Origin of the sequence: Chromobacterium piscinae (genome assembly GCF_021129175.1) — a bacterium.
GTDB classification, from domain to species: Bacteria; Pseudomonadota; Gammaproteobacteria; order Burkholderiales; family Chromobacteriaceae; genus Chromobacterium; species Chromobacterium piscinae.
The window spans coordinates 81,806-95,761 of the sequence record NZ_JAJOHV010000012.1 but is presented as its reverse complement, the minus strand read 5'-3'; the positions used below and the strand labels follow the sequence as shown (position 1 = coordinate 95,761).

At 55.9% G+C, this 13,956-nt stretch carries 27 protein-coding genes; 17 read left to right on the top strand and 10 right to left on the bottom strand.

Annotated features, from left to right (window positions below):
* Window positions 1-155: 155 nt before the first annotated feature.
* Window positions 156-614: a phage regulatory CII family protein gene (locus LQR33_RS02940; RefSeq protein ID WP_231467475.1), complete on the bottom strand. Its 459-nt coding sequence runs from the start codon at window positions 612-614 to the stop codon at window positions 156-158.
* Window positions 615-757: 143 nt separating this feature from the next.
* Between LQR33_RS02940 and LQR33_RS02935 the strand changes: the two genes are divergently transcribed.
* Entirely contained in the window at window positions 758-1,330 is a 573-nt protein-coding gene (locus LQR33_RS02935; protein ID WP_231467473.1) for a hypothetical protein, read from the top strand.
* A gap of 331 nt (window positions 1,331-1,661) precedes the next feature.
* Here the strand turns inward: LQR33_RS02935 and LQR33_RS24375 are convergent, their stop codons facing one another.
* The 6 genes from LQR33_RS24375 to LQR33_RS02910 form a co-directional block, all read right to left on the bottom strand.
* Window positions 1,662-1,985: a helix-turn-helix domain-containing protein gene (locus tag LQR33_RS24375; RefSeq protein WP_378077510.1), complete on the bottom strand. Its 324-nt coding sequence runs from the start codon at window positions 1,983-1,985 to the stop codon at window positions 1,662-1,664.
* A gap of 112 nt (window positions 1,986-2,097) precedes the next feature.
* Complete coding sequence (locus LQR33_RS02930; RefSeq protein WP_231467471.1) at window positions 2,098-2,442, bottom strand: helix-turn-helix domain-containing protein; 345 nt, start codon at window positions 2,440-2,442, stop codon at window positions 2,098-2,100.
* Window positions 2,443-2,684: 242 nt separating this feature from the next.
* The gene (locus tag LQR33_RS02925) at window positions 2,685-3,470 is read right to left on the bottom strand and encodes a hypothetical protein (protein WP_231467468.1); all 786 of its coding nucleotides are present in this window, start codon (window positions 3,468-3,470) and stop codon (window positions 2,685-2,687) included.
* Window position 3,471: 1 nt separating this feature from the next.
* On the bottom strand, window positions 3,472-3,654 hold the full coding sequence (locus LQR33_RS02920) for a hypothetical protein (protein WP_231467466.1): 183 nt from the start codon (window positions 3,652-3,654) through the stop codon (window positions 3,472-3,474).
* 384 nt (window positions 3,655-4,038) lie between these two features.
* Window positions 4,039-4,380: a hypothetical protein gene (locus tag LQR33_RS02915; protein ID WP_231467464.1), complete on the bottom strand. Its 342-nt coding sequence runs from the start codon at window positions 4,378-4,380 to the stop codon at window positions 4,039-4,041.
* 424 nt (window positions 4,381-4,804) lie between these two features.
* The gene (locus tag LQR33_RS02910) at window positions 4,805-5,320 is read right to left on the bottom strand and encodes a hypothetical protein (protein WP_231467462.1); all 516 of its coding nucleotides are present in this window, start codon (window positions 5,318-5,320) and stop codon (window positions 4,805-4,807) included.
* A gap of 291 nt (window positions 5,321-5,611) precedes the next feature.
* On the opposite strand from LQR33_RS02910, the gene LQR33_RS02905 reads away from it, so the two are divergent.
* Both LQR33_RS02905 and LQR33_RS02900 read left to right on the top strand, forming a co-directional pair.
* On the top strand, window positions 5,612-6,334 hold the full coding sequence (locus LQR33_RS02905) for a hypothetical protein (protein ID WP_231467460.1): 723 nt from the start codon (window positions 5,612-5,614) through the stop codon (window positions 6,332-6,334).
* A 118-nt stretch (window positions 6,335-6,452) separates the two neighbouring features.
* Window positions 6,453-6,629 (top strand): hypothetical protein, encoded by a 177-nt coding sequence (locus tag LQR33_RS02900; RefSeq protein WP_231467458.1) that lies wholly within the window; start codon window positions 6,453-6,455, stop codon window positions 6,627-6,629.
* A gap of 68 nt (window positions 6,630-6,697) precedes the next feature.
* Here the strand turns inward: LQR33_RS02900 and LQR33_RS02895 are convergent, their stop codons facing one another.
* Complete coding sequence (locus LQR33_RS02895; protein ID WP_231467456.1) at window positions 6,698-6,883, bottom strand: hypothetical protein; 186 nt, start codon at window positions 6,881-6,883, stop codon at window positions 6,698-6,700.
* The gene (locus LQR33_RS02890; protein WP_231467454.1) at window positions 6,876-7,079 is read right to left on the bottom strand and encodes a hypothetical protein; all 204 of its coding nucleotides are present in this window, start codon (window positions 7,077-7,079) and stop codon (window positions 6,876-6,878) included. Before LQR33_RS02890 ends, LQR33_RS02895 begins: the two co-directional genes overlap by 8 nt.
* Before the next feature lie 52 nt (window positions 7,080-7,131).
* Between LQR33_RS02890 and LQR33_RS02885 the strand changes: the two genes are divergently transcribed.
* The 12 genes from LQR33_RS02885 (at window position 7,132) to LQR33_RS02830 (ending at window position 12,122) form a co-directional block, all read left to right on the top strand.
* Window positions 7,132-7,395: a hypothetical protein gene (locus LQR33_RS02885; protein WP_104946965.1), complete on the top strand. Its 264-nt coding sequence runs from the start codon at window positions 7,132-7,134 to the stop codon at window positions 7,393-7,395.
* A 114-nt stretch (window positions 7,396-7,509) separates the two neighbouring features.
* Window positions 7,510-7,647, top strand: coding sequence for a hypothetical protein (locus tag LQR33_RS02880; RefSeq protein ID WP_231467452.1), 138 nt, complete (start codon window positions 7,510-7,512; stop codon window positions 7,645-7,647).
* A gap of 76 nt (window positions 7,648-7,723) precedes the next feature.
* Window positions 7,724-8,056 carry a hypothetical protein gene (locus tag LQR33_RS02875; protein ID WP_231467450.1) on the top strand — a complete coding sequence of 111 codons (333 nt, stop codon included), beginning with the start codon at window positions 7,724-7,726 and terminating at the stop codon, window positions 8,054-8,056.
* Between the two features lie 10 nt (window positions 8,057-8,066).
* Window positions 8,067-9,020 carry a recombination-associated protein RdgC gene (locus LQR33_RS02870; protein ID WP_231467448.1) on the top strand — a complete coding sequence of 318 codons (954 nt, stop codon included), beginning with the start codon at window positions 8,067-8,069 and terminating at the stop codon, window positions 9,018-9,020.
* Window positions 9,008-9,430 (top strand): hypothetical protein, encoded by a 423-nt coding sequence (locus LQR33_RS02865; protein WP_231467446.1) that lies wholly within the window; start codon window positions 9,008-9,010, stop codon window positions 9,428-9,430. Before LQR33_RS02870 ends, LQR33_RS02865 begins: the two co-directional genes overlap by 13 nt.
* Window positions 9,427-9,771, top strand: a complete 345-nt coding sequence (locus LQR33_RS02860) for a hypothetical protein (RefSeq protein WP_231467444.1) — start codon at window positions 9,427-9,429, stop codon at window positions 9,769-9,771. Before LQR33_RS02865 ends, LQR33_RS02860 begins: the two co-directional genes overlap by 4 nt.
* 50 nt (window positions 9,772-9,821) lie before the next feature.
* Entirely contained in the window at window positions 9,822-10,094 is a 273-nt protein-coding gene (locus tag LQR33_RS02855; RefSeq protein WP_231467442.1) for a hypothetical protein, read from the top strand.
* A complete protein-coding gene (locus tag LQR33_RS02850) occupies window positions 10,091-10,255 on the top strand; it encodes a hypothetical protein (protein ID WP_231467439.1) in 165 nt (54 codons plus the stop codon). Before LQR33_RS02855 ends, LQR33_RS02850 begins: the two co-directional genes overlap by 4 nt.
* A complete protein-coding gene (locus tag LQR33_RS02845) occupies window positions 10,252-10,713 on the top strand; it encodes a hypothetical protein (protein ID WP_231467437.1) in 462 nt (153 codons plus the stop codon). Before LQR33_RS02850 ends, LQR33_RS02845 begins: the two co-directional genes overlap by 4 nt.
* An 80-nt stretch (window positions 10,714-10,793) precedes the next feature.
* Window positions 10,794-10,982 carry a hypothetical protein gene (locus LQR33_RS02840; protein WP_231467435.1) on the top strand — a complete coding sequence of 63 codons (189 nt, stop codon included), beginning with the start codon at window positions 10,794-10,796 and terminating at the stop codon, window positions 10,980-10,982.
* A gap of 187 nt (window positions 10,983-11,169) precedes the next feature.
* A complete protein-coding gene (locus tag LQR33_RS02835; protein ID WP_231467433.1) occupies window positions 11,170-11,730 on the top strand; it encodes a hypothetical protein in 561 nt (186 codons plus the stop codon).
* A 95-nt stretch (window positions 11,731-11,825) separates the two neighbouring features.
* A complete protein-coding gene (locus LQR33_RS02830) occupies window positions 11,826-12,122 on the top strand; it encodes a hypothetical protein (protein ID WP_231467431.1) in 297 nt (98 codons plus the stop codon).
* Between the two features lie 149 nt (window positions 12,123-12,271).
* Here the strand turns inward: LQR33_RS02830 and LQR33_RS02825 are convergent, their stop codons facing one another.
* The gene (locus LQR33_RS02825) at window positions 12,272-12,526 is read right to left on the bottom strand and encodes a hypothetical protein (protein WP_231467429.1); all 255 of its coding nucleotides are present in this window, start codon (window positions 12,524-12,526) and stop codon (window positions 12,272-12,274) included.
* Between the two features lie 86 nt (window positions 12,527-12,612).
* Here LQR33_RS02825 and LQR33_RS02820 point away from each other — a divergent pair, with 86 nt between their 5' ends.
* Both LQR33_RS02820 and LQR33_RS02815 read left to right on the top strand, forming a co-directional pair.
* Window positions 12,613-13,065, top strand: coding sequence for a hypothetical protein (locus tag LQR33_RS02820; RefSeq protein WP_231467427.1), 453 nt, complete (start codon window positions 12,613-12,615; stop codon window positions 13,063-13,065).
* Window positions 13,066-13,208: 143 nt separating this feature from the next.
* Window positions 13,209-13,853 (top strand): ASCH domain-containing protein, encoded by a 645-nt coding sequence (locus tag LQR33_RS02815; RefSeq protein ID WP_231467425.1) that lies wholly within the window; start codon window positions 13,209-13,211, stop codon window positions 13,851-13,853.
* The last annotated feature ends 103 nt before the right edge of the window (window positions 13,854-13,956 follow it).

Sequence of the window (13,956 nt, the reverse complement as noted above, 5' to 3'; positions counted from 1 at the left end):
TTTGCCGCGCGGGCACCTCGGCGGGATTGAAAAATGTTGTGCTCATGGGCATACTCATCTGGCAAACCCTCCACGGAGATACCCCGCGAGCCGCGCCAACGGCGATGACCGGGGTTTTCTCTTTTCTGGTCCCACGCAGTTCGTTTGTTCCACAGTCATCCCCTGACTCGCTGCAGCAGGCCGGCGCCGGCGGACAACAAGTCCCACAGCGCGCGCTCGATACGCCTCGCCTCTCCCGGGCTGATGCGCTCCCCCCATTCGGATTCCGGATGTTCCGCCGCGTTGATTTCCTGTCCGACTTCCCCGCACTCGGCCGCCAGCTGGCAAAACGCCCGCGACAGCTCCTTCAGCGTCAGCTCGCCAGAGGGCAGGGCAACGGTGATCCGGTTGCACAGCGCGGCCAGGGCGTCTGCGACCGCCGGATCCTGCGTCCGATCGGTGATCTCGGCAGCCTCCTCCAGCGTCAGGTGGTTGGTATCGCAGTTCGGGTTCAGCTTGTTGGCCAGTACCGACGGCCCTTTCTGCATTGCCACGGCCAGGCCGGCGATGCCGTTGTGGTGGGTTTTCGCTACGGTTTGGGCGGTAGCTGTGACGTGGGTGTAGCGGCTGTTCATGAGCGGGCCTCTTTGTTCATGCCAAATGGATTTAATGATGGGCTACCCTTACATCACTTTGATGGCTCATCCCAATCGCTCAGCGATACCTTGTTGCGCGTCTCACGCTGAATGCGGCGCGCAAGCGGAATGGATGGGTTTCTATGCTTACCGGCGAGCTGGTAGAGATAACTCACGGTCGTCCCGCAAGCTCTTGCAAGCCGATCGCGCTCATCCGGCGTGATGGTTCGGAGGAAGTCGTGCATCTTCATGAGCAAAACTTTAGCAACATGCAAAACTTTAAGCAAGCGGAGTACATAAACTTTTGCAAACCGTTTATTTCGCAAATTGCTAAAAATTCCTACCATCTCATGATGGATATTGACGTTAACGAGATCCGCCGAAGGAACCTGAAAGCGCTGCTGGCGCCACGTGGGGCAGCTGCTCGGATCGCAAGTGCTACTGGCTCTTCAGAGTCGTACTTATCGACTCTGAAGGGAAAGTCGCGTCAGCTTGGATCTGACTTGGCGCGAAGAATCGAGCAGGCAGAAGGCTTGCCTCATGGTTGGTTTGACCAGCTTCATGAGGAAGAGGCTGAGTTGGCTAGCTCTAAGACAGAGACAAGCGCATTTACCAAAGACGAACTGATAGCCCAAATCGGTGAGTTGGAGACCGATGAGCTTCACTTGGTGATCACCCGAGCACTTGAGTACCATGCTAAGAAAAAGGCGCCTTGAAGGCGCCTTTTTCATCGTAGGAAAAAATCGGTTATTCGGGCTGTGTCACCAATGCGTTTGACCGTCAACTCTCCTGTCTCCGCCAAGCTGATCACCAGCTGAGCGATCGGTGTGTTCTTCCGATCTAAACGAATTCGTATAGGCCTGAAATCGCTGCAATTCTTGGCATTTATGCAAGCGGTGCTACCAGTGCAATTCATTCTATCGCTCCAATCTATGAGTTTTTTTCTATGCGCGACGGGCATTGGTGCCATCGCTGCATGCATGGATAGGCTACGACAGATCGGGGATGGGTGTGTATTGATACAGATTTATCGTCTGTTCACTTTTGCTACACTTTTGTAGCAAGAATCGACTCAGCCAGGTGGATCATGGCCTCGACGTCCCTGGTAGATAGGCCAGTGGCAAGGGCGAACAGCCTATGACAAGCGGCCATGTGCTCGGGGGATATCTCGGTTCCGCTGAACAGGGCGTGAGGGCTGATGCCGAGGTATGCCGCCAGTCTTTTTATTTGATCATCATCTGGCATTTGGGATTTACACCAGCGAGTTACTGTGTGCCGGCTGACTCCAAGGTGTGCGGCGACGGCTGTTATGGTGGTTCCGCGGTCCTCGATGGCGGACCGCAATCTACTGTGGAATGTCTCTGATGGCACGGCGTGCTACGCATTATTACGTAACCTTAACGATAGCAGCCGGACCGCTCACTTTTGTAGCAAATTCCGCGTGGTTTGCGCACAACATTGCCCTGAAGGCTAGTTGACTTCCTTATCTTCGCTCAGCCTGCTTCTTCACGATCAGGGCCATCAACTGGCCGATCTCCTCCGCGCCGCGGGCGAGCAGAACCTCTGCCAGGTCTTCCAAAGAGTTGGCCGTGAGATAGGGGACGTTGGATTCGGGGACGGGCTCACGAGGGCCTTTGCCAGTCTCGAGCCAGATGGGGTTCACCTTCAATGCCTTTGCGACATCCAGGATCTTTGTGGTCCCATGGTTCCGACCACGCTCCAGGTCACCAATGATTCCCCGGCTTACCTTCGCGCGGCGGGCCAGATCTTCTTGCCGCCAATTGAGCCTTTTCCGCTCGGCCTTGATTCGTTCGCCACGTCCGTTCATCGATACATTTTCGATGAAAGATAGGGCGTGTCTGCGTTATTGTATGACGTGAACACGGCATTTTTGAGCGCAAAAAAGCCCGCTTGTGCGGGCTGGTCTGCGGGCACCAGGTGTTTTTATCTGAACGGGTGGGCTCAGCCTGGTGCTTGGGATGAGTCTGCCGGCGGTTGCGGGTGCGGTCAAGGCGACGATATAACTTGGTGGCTTAGGAGTTAACTTAACACCACAAATACGATTTATTATCAAGAGGCTGGCGGACCTTCGACAGCCTCTACATTCTGGGCGTCGATTGTATTTTGCTTATTATTTTCGTGGTTATGCCATTGCTCTGTTTGGATGGCGAGGAAAGCGTTGACATCAAAGAAAGCGGCAGTATTTATTTCGGAAATAGGCAATACAACTCGATAACCAATTAAGTCTGAATTGTCATCTGATATATTTTTATAATGCTTGTGGTAGTTATTGGTTAGCTGCAGAATAAGTTTGTCGTCTCGATATCCGCTCAAATATGGAAGCATTGAAATGTATGCTCGCTTCTTAAAGTCCTTTGATCCATCCTGTTCGGATATGAGCCCGATATATGCTTTGCCGCTTTTTAACGTGACCTGAATCAATTGCTGTCTTGCCATTGATTCAAATAGTAACTTCTCGAAATCATCTTCCGCTGCGACAAGCGCGATTGCTTCATTTTTCCAAATGAATTCTAGTGAGGTGCCAAGTGCATAAGAAACTATGAGGCAGATTACCGACCATGCTACAGCATAACAGTATTTTGGCGTAATGACGTCTTTGGCAAAGGCATACGAGGCATGGCTTGGGAATAGTGCTTCAAGCTTTTGAATTGTTGCTATGTGAGTCAGGCCTAGTAATATAATGGCGGAAATTAAAGAAATAAAAACCCCCCAAGCCGTTACGTGAAAATAAGAATCCCACCCAGAAGAGCGGGATTGCTTGTAACGTGCGAGGGGGTATCTTGTTGTAAATGTAAAACCGCTAACTAATACTATAAGTATTAATATGGCTGGCATTTTATCCTGGCACTTTAATTTTGCCTACTAGCTTGGCAGTTTCTTCGATCTGCTTCTTTACTTCAGAATTGGAAAGATTCAGACGAAGGTAGCCATTTTTCTTGATGGTTACACGCTCGCTATTTTCATCTAACAGTTTAGCAAGGCGTTCCACTTCGCTATCTTTATTTTTAAACCAATTCATAGAAGCCTCCATAAACGCAAAACCCAAGTGTCTGCTGAATTCATCAAGGTGCCCTTGATCTGCAGAGTACTTGGGTTGTGTAAAGAACAAAGGCATCGCTAGCCGGTAGTTGGCCTAACAACACCATGATCTGCAACATCCTCGGTGTCCGCCTCTAGAGGCGTACTGTTTCGCACTATAGCAACGCTGCGAAAAATTGTGCAAATTTGATCAATGTATACGAACGTAAACGCCACACTTCCACTTTCAGCATCCAAGCGTATGGTGTTGAAAGCATGTTTCCGCAACCTGCAACTGTACGACTCCTCGACAAGCTCCGAGTTCATTCCTACCCTACACACTACGTGAACGTCCATTGTCGGCCAACGTGACCGCCGTCACCACCTAGACCGCACTCCACAGCCACTTTACCCCTCCCCAGATCACCCAGCCGACCATACCGGCGACCATCGCGAACACGATGTACATGCTCAGGGCGTAGAGCGCGCCGCCGCTCAAAGCAGCCCCGATCAAGGTGATGAGCAGCCGCAGGAACTTCGGCCACTCGGCACCGCCGTGCGACATGATCGCCGACCAGGTCAGCCAACCACCGCCGACCAGGCCCACCAGCAGACCGATCCCGCGGACCTTCGATTCGAACTCATTATCATTGGCCTTCTGCAGCTCCTCGGCGGAGTTGTAGTGGGCGGTTACGCCGTCTCCTACGCGCTTGCTATAGCGTGTCATCAATCAATCCTCCAGCTGATGTTTCCATCCTACGCCTTTGTCATGCAGAGGTCGATTCGCACCGTGTTGCAGTTTTGCACAATCTTTCGCAGAAAGTTTAACAAATGATTTGCACAAAGTTTTGCACGTTGCTAAAGTTTGTTTCGCAAGCAGCGAAACTTCTGCTCTGATCTTTAACAACCCAAAGTACTAACGGCACACCGCCCACCGGGACATCCTGGCAGCAACCAGGACGAAGAGGGCGGCCAGAGCCGGCACATGAACGGATGCAACCAGCGGTGCTAGGCGGGGATAGAAACCTGCAGGGCGAGCGGGAAGCGGCAAGGCCGCAAGATGCAGATGAAGGGATTGGAGCCGGAGACAGTAGCAAATAGCCGCTTCTCACGAGGCGGCACACCCAAGCTCCGTGATAGGGGCTTGGGTGTTAGGAGTCAATCAAGTTGGCGCTTTGTTCGGCGGGCTTATTGGTTGGTGTCAGGTCTGGGTAGTTGCCCGCAATAAATGAAAACGCCTTCTCTAATTTTGACATTTTTCGTTTTTCAATCGGAATGTCCAAGTCCAATTGCAGGGAGGCCGCCAACCAAGCCGGGTGTGTCAGTGAGCCGGGGATGGCTGAGTCATGCGGCGATGCGGCTTCAAGGGCGTCAAATAACTGCTCAGCACCAAGGACAGCGCTTTTTCGTCTGATCTCGTAATAGCGTTCTTTCTGGATCTTGGCCTCCATGGCCCGGGCGGAGGGTTGATACACCAATTGAAACCCCGCCAGGATAGCCATCAGCCCGCCAGTTAACCAGGATGGCACCACAGAAACTACTACCGTGCATCCAAGGATTAGTTGAGCAAATGTGCAAAACCGATCTACCCGCCCCATCAAGGTCTGGTGCATTTCTTCCATCAATATGGAGTAGGTCAGGTTAAAGGTGAGCTGATGGCTGTCCATTAATTACCTCATTTCTTTGGCGGTGGTGCCGGAACTCGTGGAGCGTGGTCATGTATTCGACGCGTGCTCGGTGTCACCGGCGGATTAACTGGGCTAGGGGCTGGTGAACGAGGCACGTGGCCTTTTGTCCTGTTAGGGTCTTGGCTCATTTCTATCTCCGTGGTTGATGACGTATGCAAGTCGATTCTATCACGGCGTCCGCGCTGGCGACGTTAAAGGCCAGCACCAATACTGCCGCTCAGTCACCTGGCTTGGCGGTTTCTTTTTGCACAGGAGACAAAGGAGACAGATTTGCAACTGAACATAGACATCGAAAAGATGGTGGCCGAGGCTATTATCACCAAGCTGGCGCCGGAAGTGCTGCAGCCCATCATCGAAAAGAACGTGGGCGAGGCCGTGCAGCAGGCCATCGAGGGCCAGTTTCGCTACAACAGCGACTTCCGTAAAGGGCTGGAGCAGCACATCACCGACCACATGCCGAAAACCTACGCCGACATGGGCTATTTCGGTGACTTCGTGTCCAAGGCGGTTGTCGCCAAGCTGAACGCGATGATGGCAGATCAAGCTGCAAAGGCAATCAATCCCATGCTGGAGGAGATCACCAAGCCGTTGCCGGCTGAAATGAAGATCGGCGAGCTGCTGAGGATGGTGTTCGACGACTTCAATGACCAGTCGGAGAGCTACGCCGAGAAAAGCAATTACCCGACCTTCATCATCAACCAGAGTTACCCAGACAGCAGCGGCCTGCGCGGCTATATGAGCGTGAGCATTGACCCTGAGGGAAACAAATCGCGCCATTCCTGCAAGTACCAGCTGAGTTTTGACGGCGATGGCCACGTCACCACCATTCGCGTTGATGACGTGAAGATCACCGAGGGTCTGATTGCAGGCCGCATGTTTGGCATTTCCCGCTTGCTGCTGCAGCTGTACAGCCAGCAGGTGAAGGTTGTCTTCGACCGCACCGACTTTGACGGTGAATTCCAGTACCGAGACCCGGACGGCTACGACGATTGATTTCCTGCTAGAACTGCGCGGGTTTTCTGTAGCAAACAGGCAATGCGGCGGGCCTGACCCAATCGCTGATTCAACCGGGCCGCCTCTGGCGGCCCACCCAATTCAAGAGGGAAGGCACATGGAAATCGGTACCAAGGTGAAGTTCACCACCAGCGGTGGCCGCGGCAAGCCGCGCAGCGGCGAAGGCGTGCTGGTGGAGATCAAGCCGGCTGGTAAAGGCTCGTTCTACGGCGTGAAGGAGGAGGGCAAGGAAAAGCCCACCTTCGTCCGCGAAAGTCAGCTGCAGGCTGTTTGATCACGAAGGCGATGATATCCCCGAGCAGCCTCCCTAGGCTGCTGCAGGATGTCATTGGAAGCGATCAGCTACCGACTGATTGGATTCGGCCTAGTAAGCGGTTTGCGGCCATTGGCTTCGACTTGAATCTTTTCCGCCAGGCTGAACAAGGCTTCGACTATCGCTTCATCAGTAACGTAGCCTTCCCCCTCCATGGAGGCCAGCCGGCCGGCATGCAGCGTGGCTGCCAGTCTCAATGCTTCAGGTCTATCCACGGTTTTCCTCCTCTGCAATTCGTTTGGCAGCATCTGCATGCAGGATTTCTTGCAGCTTGTTGGCTATCAGCTGCGCTTCCTTCTTCTCGCCAATGAAGATCGTAACGCCTCCGGCAGCCCCCAGGCGCAGCGGGTCTCTTTTGCGGAAAGAGGCGTTGTTCTTCTCAATCAGGTCTCCCACGGTTTCCAGGCTCAAGCTTCCATACCCTGGTATCCAAGTTACAGACCATAACTCTGTGAGGTTTTCCATGATTCAAGGTCGAGTGCTGTTCGTTGATGACGAAGACATGCTAGCCGATCCGGGCGGCAGGCTGCCATCTCTTTACGACCTCAAGCAGGACATCCTTTCAGCAAGCGCCGAGTTTGATCTGGTCATCTATCAGGGAGAGCGGAGCATGGGCTACGAAGTGGTTATCAAGAGCCGCATGGGAGCCCATGGCCATATCGAGCCGACTTACAACCACAGCCAGACCGTTTCACCTCGCTCCATCTTTGCGAGACCGGTGGAGTAGGCCGCATCCCCGAGCAGCTTGGATTCAGGCTGCTGCAGGATGCGACTGCATCGAGGTAGACATCAACCCCTTGCGCCCGGCCATGTGCCGGGCTTCTTTTTGCCTGGAGGTTCTATGCGTCTCCCGGAACACATCATCGGCTGGATCAGCGAAGAGCTGGCCGCCATGTATCGGCAGCAAGGAAAGTATCTGCAGTTTGTCCGCTTTGGCAAGGGCGGCTTGCCGGTCCACGTCGTCAGGCGCGCGGCGTGAAGCGCGTCCTCACCAACAGTCTCGTCTGCCTGGCCGTGGTGGTTCTCTACTCCATCGCCGGGATCTGGAGGTAACTATGTTTCGCAAATCTCTGTTTTCCGCATCGCTGCGCCACACCAGCCAGGAAATGATCAACAACCTGAAGTCGCTGGAGGCGCGGCGCGACGATTTCGAACTGGTGGAGGGACTGGTCGCCGACACCCGTGGCGCTGGTCTGGATGCCCAGGCGATGTTCCGGCCGCCGGCGACGCCGTATGTATCGGTTCGAGTGCATACGGGTGCGGAGGGCGTTCTGCAGCAGGTCGCCACTGCGCGCGGCCTGAGTCTTGCAGAAAACTTTCCGGCCGGCTGGCTGCTGGTCAACCCGAACAAATCCACATTCGCGATCGAGGTCGTCGCGGCTGAATGAAAGGTAAGAAATGGTCTGGTTCAACAACGCAACTCTGTTCCGGCTCACCGATGCGCCGGACGCCATTCGCCTGAGCGAGGCACTGGCCAAGCGCCCATTCCAGCCCTGCGGCGGCCTGGACTGGTTTAGCGAAGGCTGGGTTCCGCCCGCCGGACACCTAGAAGCGCCGGTCTACGCCGCCCGCGGCAGCCTGATGGTTTCCATGCGCCGCGAAGACAAGGTTTTGCCGGCTTCGGTGATCCGCGACTTCGTCGAAATGAAGGTGCAGGAGATCGAGGACAAGGAGCTGCGCAAGGTCGGCCGCAAGGAAAAGCTGGCGCTGAAGGAGCAGATCACCGACGACCTGCTGCCGCGCGCCTTCACCAAGTCCGGCTGCGTTTCAGCTTTCATGTCCGGCAGCTGGCTGATCGCCGACACCAGCAGCGCGCCGCGTGCCGAGGCCCTGGTCTCGAAGCTGCGCGAAGCACTGCCGCCGTTCCCGGCCGCTCTGCCGCGCACCAAGATCGCACCGCACACTGCGATGACCGACTGGCTGGCCGCTGGCGTAGCGCCGGGCGGCTTTGAGCTGGACGAGGACGCGGTGCTGAAAGACGGCAGCGAAAACGGCGCCGAAGTACGCGTCCGGCGAATCGACCTGACCAGCGACGAGATCCGCCAACACATCGCCACCGGCAAGCAGGTTGCCAAGCTGGGCCTGATCTGGAACGAGAAAATCCGCTTCCAGCTGACCGACACTCTGCAGCTGAAGCGCATTCAGTTCCTGGACGTGCTGCAGGACGAGGCCAGCCAGGCCAGCGACGACCGCGAAAGCCTGTTCGAAGCCACCTTCATCCTGATGAGCGAGGAGCTGGGCGAGTTGGTGGAGGCGCTGGTTGAGGTCCTGGGCGGCTTGGAAGAGAGCCAAGCTTCTGCACCCATACCCGGGCCTGCCAAGGCGGATGAGGAGATTCCATGGCCGATGTGATGCAAACAACAGTGCAATTTGCCGAGGAGATGCTGAACAGCATAGACAGGGAATTGATCCTGAGCTGCGCCCAGAAGGCAGACGATCTGGTGCAGAGCATGACATCTGCAGGCTTCCAACTTCGCGAGCCTAAGTGCTCAGCCTCTCGCCTTTGCATGGGGGGAGCATACAACCCGTTCAGCATCCATTTCAGCTACGACTTAGTGGATTCCAGCAAGACCCGTGAGGTTTTGGACTGGTTATGGCGTCAGGGGAGCGGCTTTGGCGCTCGCTTCCATCGTAATGACGACATGATTTTATTTCCAATTGGCTCAACTATCTCTTTTTTCCTGCACAACATTGATCAGGCCGCCGCGCGCGCCTTCGAGAAAGAGCGCGGTGCAGCCACTGCTGATGAGGCACAGCCATGAACCGTATTGCAATCGATATCACCGTCATAGAGGCAGGCGGCGCCGTGTCCTCTGAGCTGGCCGCGCGCCTGGAGCGAATGAGAACGTCCCAAACGGCGCTGCGGGCCGCATATTCCAGCCTGGAGCGCCAGGCGGCGGAATCGTTGAGCGAATTCGCGGTGCACTTGGCCGAGGCCCGTCGCGATGCGGCGCACGAACGTGACCGGGCCGACCGCCTGGAGAAACAGCTCGAGGCCTCCGACAAGCTGGTCGACGAGCTGCGCGGCGCGATAGTCCTGTTCAAGTTGCCGCTGGATTCCCGTGAGAACGCGATCGGCATTGTGCGGGGGGCCGCGGCGTGAATGGGCTCAACCAGATGCGCCGCGGGGGTCGACCGCCGGCTATTCCTTCATTGCTCCAGCTGCTGAGGAGCATCCCGCCCGAGCAGTTGCTTCCGGCGCCGGGCGAGGTGATCGATGTGGACGCCGTTCGCATGCGGCGGATCGTGCGCGAGGTCAAGCCGCCATTCACCTGCCCGGACGTGGCGCGGAGGCTCGGAATCAATGAGAGCGCCGCGGCAGGCCTCATCCGGCGTCTGGTGGTGCTCGGGAATTTGGTTCCACAGGAACGGCTCATCAACAAGCGGCGCGCCTACAGCGTTGCCTCGAGGCGGATCGCGGCATGAACTATCAGGACTACGCCGATCACCATCTGGTTGCTCGGGATGCGCCGCCGGCTGATGAATGCCCGACGATGCGCCGTCCGCGCGCCGAATGTGGCTGCCCGGGCTGCTGCAGCTCGCGGCATCTGGAAGAAGGGCACGAAAGCGAAGGGGGTAACGCATGAGGAAGCAATGCAAACGGCGGCCGATCTCCATTCCATCGGGCATCCCAGGTCTGCCGGTGGGGGCCGCTTTCAGTCCGACTGCCGATCGGTGCCAGTCTCGGTCCATCAAACGCCTGCTCACCGCGGCGCGGCCGGCGGCGGAGTGGACACCTCACGATGTCAACGAGCTGATTTTCCTGGCCAACACCTGCTGCACGCTGCTGCGCCGCTGGCCGCAGTACGACACACCAGCACGTCACCGGGATGGAAACGACATGGCTGCGGTGCTGGCTGCAGTGAAACGCCGGCGACAGCAGCATGGCCACTACGGTGTTACAGGTGATGAATGGGCAGTACTGCGCCGAACGGTTGCTGCGCTGCAGAGCTGGGTGGAGACGGTGCCGACACAGCGGCTGTTCGCTGCCGAGGCTGAGGTGGAAAGAGTGGCGGTGGCCGATGATTTGAGCGAGGCAGTGTAGGTTGTAGGGAGGGCGGAATATTGCGCCGCTTACTCGTTCGGAATATTCTTGGAGCTCGCCTTAAATTTGGAGAATAAATTATGGGTATCGCAGTCTTTAAAGATAAGAACGGTAAAGATGTGATGGTCAATCCCAGTGCTGTTTCTTATGCAAGGGAAAGCGATCAGCATGATGAGCACATAGTTATTCATTTTGTGGATGACAATTCAACTGTTACAGTCCGTGAAACTTTTTCGGCGGTCCTTCAGGGTTTGAGGAATAACTATTAACCTCTGCTGATATATTGCCTGCACATGCTGGCATCGATATTTATAAGGCCCCTAGCGGGCCTTTTTTTATGGAGTCACTCATGAGCCTGTATCGGTTATGCAGCGGCTGTGACCGGCGCCGTCCTCTGGCCGGCGGCGTGTATGTGACGGGCGTGTGGCGCTGCGCATTGTGCAAGAGGATTACAGCATGAAATCCAAGCTGCTCCACATCCTGCAGCACTCGCGCGGCCTGGACGAGTATGGCCAGGGTCGGCGCTATCGCAATCACTACGTCGCCGGCGGCAAGGACATCAATCACTGCCGAGAGCTGGTGACCATGGGCTACATGGAGGAGCGGCCGGCCAGCGAGCTGACCGGCGGTTCGCCGTGGTTCTTCGTGACCTGCACAGGCGATCAGGCTATCGACCAGTTCAGCCCGGAACCGCCACCGCCGCCAGTGCTGACCAAGGCACAGCGCAACTATCAGGACTATCTCGACGCCGATGGATGCACTGGCGACTCGTTTGCCGATCACCTTGGGATTGCCAAGCCAGAGGTCGAAAGTGAACTGCAATGGATTGATGGCCATCTCAACGACGGCAAATGGATCAGCGGGCGGCACGAGTGGCGCTATCGCTATCGACGTGTCACCCGCAACAGATATTGGGGACAAGACGTCGTTGCTGGCCAGTGGAAACCAACCAAGCAAGAAGCCAAGGCCAGCTACAAGGCCGCGCTGCAGGCCCGGCGCCAAAGGGTCGCCGCATGACCTGCCATTATGAGTCGTGTCACTTTCAGCCACCCGACAGTAGGGAAGGGGGAGTAAAATCGTTGTCCATTTTGCATCTTTCTTGAAAGATATTTATGCAACCAACAACGAATTTTGATGAATGGCTTGATGCGGCCGATCCTTGTGATGCTGCGAATGTAGCGGGCCTTGTTGAAGCAGTTGAGCGCGAGTGCGAGTTCTCAGGCTTTAAGGCAGAGCGAGCAAAGAATGGTAAGTTGATTGTGACTGCTCAAGGCCTTGATCTTGAACTGCTTTTGGTAACTAAAACCGCTGAAGAAGCCTTTCTTCGCCGTATCCATGGCAGATATGTGCCTGGCGGTCAAGATGCTGGTATATGGGCTGCTATTGAACACCAGAATGAACGTGACTAGTCCTTTAGATTCCAAGGAAATTAAAACCGCCTCCCGGCGGTTTTTTAATTGGAAACATCATGACTTGCCCATACAAGCTAAGACTGCATTCCCTCCTATCAACCAACTGCACCATCCACACCTCAACAGCCAGGCAGCGTGCGTTTTAGTTACGGGATAAGCATTTCCGATGTGATTAGCGTTGCTACACCGTACTTGCGGAGAAGTCTTTCCAATGGATCGGCCAGCTGATCCCACTCATCCTCTAGCTTGGCTTTGCATGATGCAAGATCGTATTCCTGAAGGCGCAATATATCAGCAATCACTTCTGGTGCTACATGAAAAGGAGCGGGAACGCCATCAAGCATGGCTTTAACTTGGATCAGGTTATTAGGTGCTACTTGGGCATCAAACAATTCCAGCATGTTCATTTCTCCAGTTGTGGTTTTCATCATGGTAGTCGAATTTCAACATGCCGCCTCTTATGGCGGCTTTTTTATTGCGAGCCGACATGGATTACATCGACTTTTTGCGAGCAAAGATCCGGATGGCCAGCTTCAGCGGCTTCGAGATCCAGCCGACGGCAGTGCATGAGCGGCTGTACCAACACCAGCGCGACATCGTGCGCTGGGCGGTGCTGGACGGCCGGCGCGCCATCTTCGCATCGTTCGGCCTGGGCAAATCCTCGATGCAGAACGAGTGGATGCGTCTGATTGTGTTGCAGGTCCGGCGGCCAGGCCTGATTGTCTGCCCCCTAGGCATCCGGCATGAGCTGATCGCCGAGGCCGCGCTGCTGGTCATCGTCGGGGATGTCGAAGCGATCACTCTCGGTTGCGCTGCGCAACATAGCAGAGATCGCTACAGGCGTGCGTGCAGGTCGCTTCTGCCGAGCACTGGTAGTCAATCTGCGGAGGAAGGTACTCGTCGCCGATTCCAGTTAAGGGCGGATGCAGATAAATGGTGATTGTGACGACCTGATTGGCAGGTCGGCAAGCGTATTTTTTGAATGATTTGGTTGTCATGAAGCGGTCCTCAATTGGGAATACACGCACGTTGCGTGCATTACAAGAATCGCATCACGACCAATTCTGAATGAAAGGTAAAACCATGCCCACTATCAAAGAGCGCCCGATCCTGTTCAGCGGCGACATGGTCTGCGCGCTGCTGGCCGGCGCCAAGACGCAGACGCGGCGGATCATCAAGCCGCAACCCGACGTAACCGAAGAGCGACTGCGCGAACTGGACGCATGGATCGATGGATTTACGCTGAGCCAGCAAGTCGATGGGGCGTGGCAACACGGATTCATCAACGCCCAATGCCCCTATGGCGAACCCGGCAACCGGCTGTGGGTGCGGGAGACGTGGCGCAAGGTCGGTGCCGAATGCGGTTGCTCAGAGGCACCGTGCGGCTGCCCGAAACCTGGCGATATCGTCTACCGCGCAACACAGGATGATGGCGATTGCAAGTGGAGGCCCAGCATCCACATGCAGCGTGCGGCCTGCCGAATCCTGCTGGAAATCACCGACGTCCGCGTCGAGCAGCTACAGGACATCAGCGAGGCCGACGCCATCGCGGAGGGATGCGAGGCCAAGCCGTGCGATCACAAACGGCAGAGCTGCGAGGACATCGGCTGCTATGGCCCGACAGCGGCAGGCGCATTCCACTGGCTGTGGAATCAACTCAACGGCCCAGACAGCTGGAATGCGAATCCGTGGGTGTGGGTGATCGAGTTCAAACGAGTGGAGGTGTGATGATCTGGAAGCTACTGCGCAGGCTTTATGGCTTACGCCATGACTGGGTCTACCGGAATCCATACGACAGAACCTGCGCCATCTGCCGGCGCCATGAAGTGGC

Coding starts and splice junctions, on each gene's coding strand:
- LQR33_RS02940 (WP_231467475.1), bottom strand. CDS start 614: ATGAACAGCCGCTACACCCACGTCACAGCTACCGCCCAAACCGTAGCG.
- LQR33_RS02935 (WP_231467473.1), top strand. CDS start 758: ATGCTTACCGGCGAGCTGGTAGAGATAACTCACGGTCGTCCCGCAAGC.
- LQR33_RS02930 (WP_231467471.1), bottom strand. CDS start 2,442: ATGAACGGACGTGGCGAACGAATCAAGGCCGAGCGGAAAAGGCTCAAT.
- LQR33_RS02925 (WP_231467468.1), bottom strand. CDS start 3,470: ATGCCAGCCATATTAATACTTATAGTATTAGTTAGCGGTTTTACATTT.
- LQR33_RS02920 (WP_231467466.1), bottom strand. CDS start 3,654: ATGAATTGGTTTAAAAATAAAGATAGCGAAGTGGAACGCCTTGCTAAA.
- LQR33_RS02915 (WP_231467464.1), bottom strand. CDS start 4,380: ATGACACGCTATAGCAAGCGCGTAGGAGACGGCGTAACCGCCCACTAC.
- LQR33_RS02910 (WP_231467462.1), bottom strand. CDS start 5,320: ATGGACAGCCATCAGCTCACCTTTAACCTGACCTACTCCATATTGATG.
- LQR33_RS02900 (WP_231467458.1), top strand. CDS start 6,453: ATGGAAATCGGTACCAAGGTGAAGTTCACCACCAGCGGTGGCCGCGGC.
- LQR33_RS02885 (WP_104946965.1), top strand. CDS start 7,132: ATGATTCAAGGTCGAGTGCTGTTCGTTGATGACGAAGACATGCTAGCC.
- LQR33_RS02880 (WP_231467452.1), top strand. CDS start 7,510: ATGCGTCTCCCGGAACACATCATCGGCTGGATCAGCGAAGAGCTGGCC.
- LQR33_RS02875 (WP_231467450.1), top strand. CDS start 7,724: ATGTTTCGCAAATCTCTGTTTTCCGCATCGCTGCGCCACACCAGCCAG.
- LQR33_RS02870 (WP_231467448.1), top strand. CDS start 8,067: ATGGTCTGGTTCAACAACGCAACTCTGTTCCGGCTCACCGATGCGCCG.
- LQR33_RS02865 (WP_231467446.1), top strand. CDS start 9,008: ATGGCCGATGTGATGCAAACAACAGTGCAATTTGCCGAGGAGATGCTG.
- LQR33_RS02860 (WP_231467444.1), top strand. CDS start 9,427: ATGAACCGTATTGCAATCGATATCACCGTCATAGAGGCAGGCGGCGCC.
- LQR33_RS02850 (WP_231467439.1), top strand. CDS start 10,091: ATGAACTATCAGGACTACGCCGATCACCATCTGGTTGCTCGGGATGCG.
- LQR33_RS02845 (WP_231467437.1), top strand. CDS start 10,252: ATGAGGAAGCAATGCAAACGGCGGCCGATCTCCATTCCATCGGGCATC.
- LQR33_RS02840 (WP_231467435.1), top strand. CDS start 10,794: ATGGGTATCGCAGTCTTTAAAGATAAGAACGGTAAAGATGTGATGGTC.
- LQR33_RS02835 (WP_231467433.1), top strand. CDS start 11,170: ATGAAATCCAAGCTGCTCCACATCCTGCAGCACTCGCGCGGCCTGGAC.
- LQR33_RS02830 (WP_231467431.1), top strand. CDS start 11,826: ATGCAACCAACAACGAATTTTGATGAATGGCTTGATGCGGCCGATCCT.
- LQR33_RS02825 (WP_231467429.1), bottom strand. CDS start 12,526: ATGCTGGAATTGTTTGATGCCCAAGTAGCACCTAATAACCTGATCCAA.
- LQR33_RS02820 (WP_231467427.1), top strand. CDS start 12,613: ATGGATTACATCGACTTTTTGCGAGCAAAGATCCGGATGGCCAGCTTC.
- LQR33_RS02815 (WP_231467425.1), top strand. CDS start 13,209: ATGCCCACTATCAAAGAGCGCCCGATCCTGTTCAGCGGCGACATGGTC.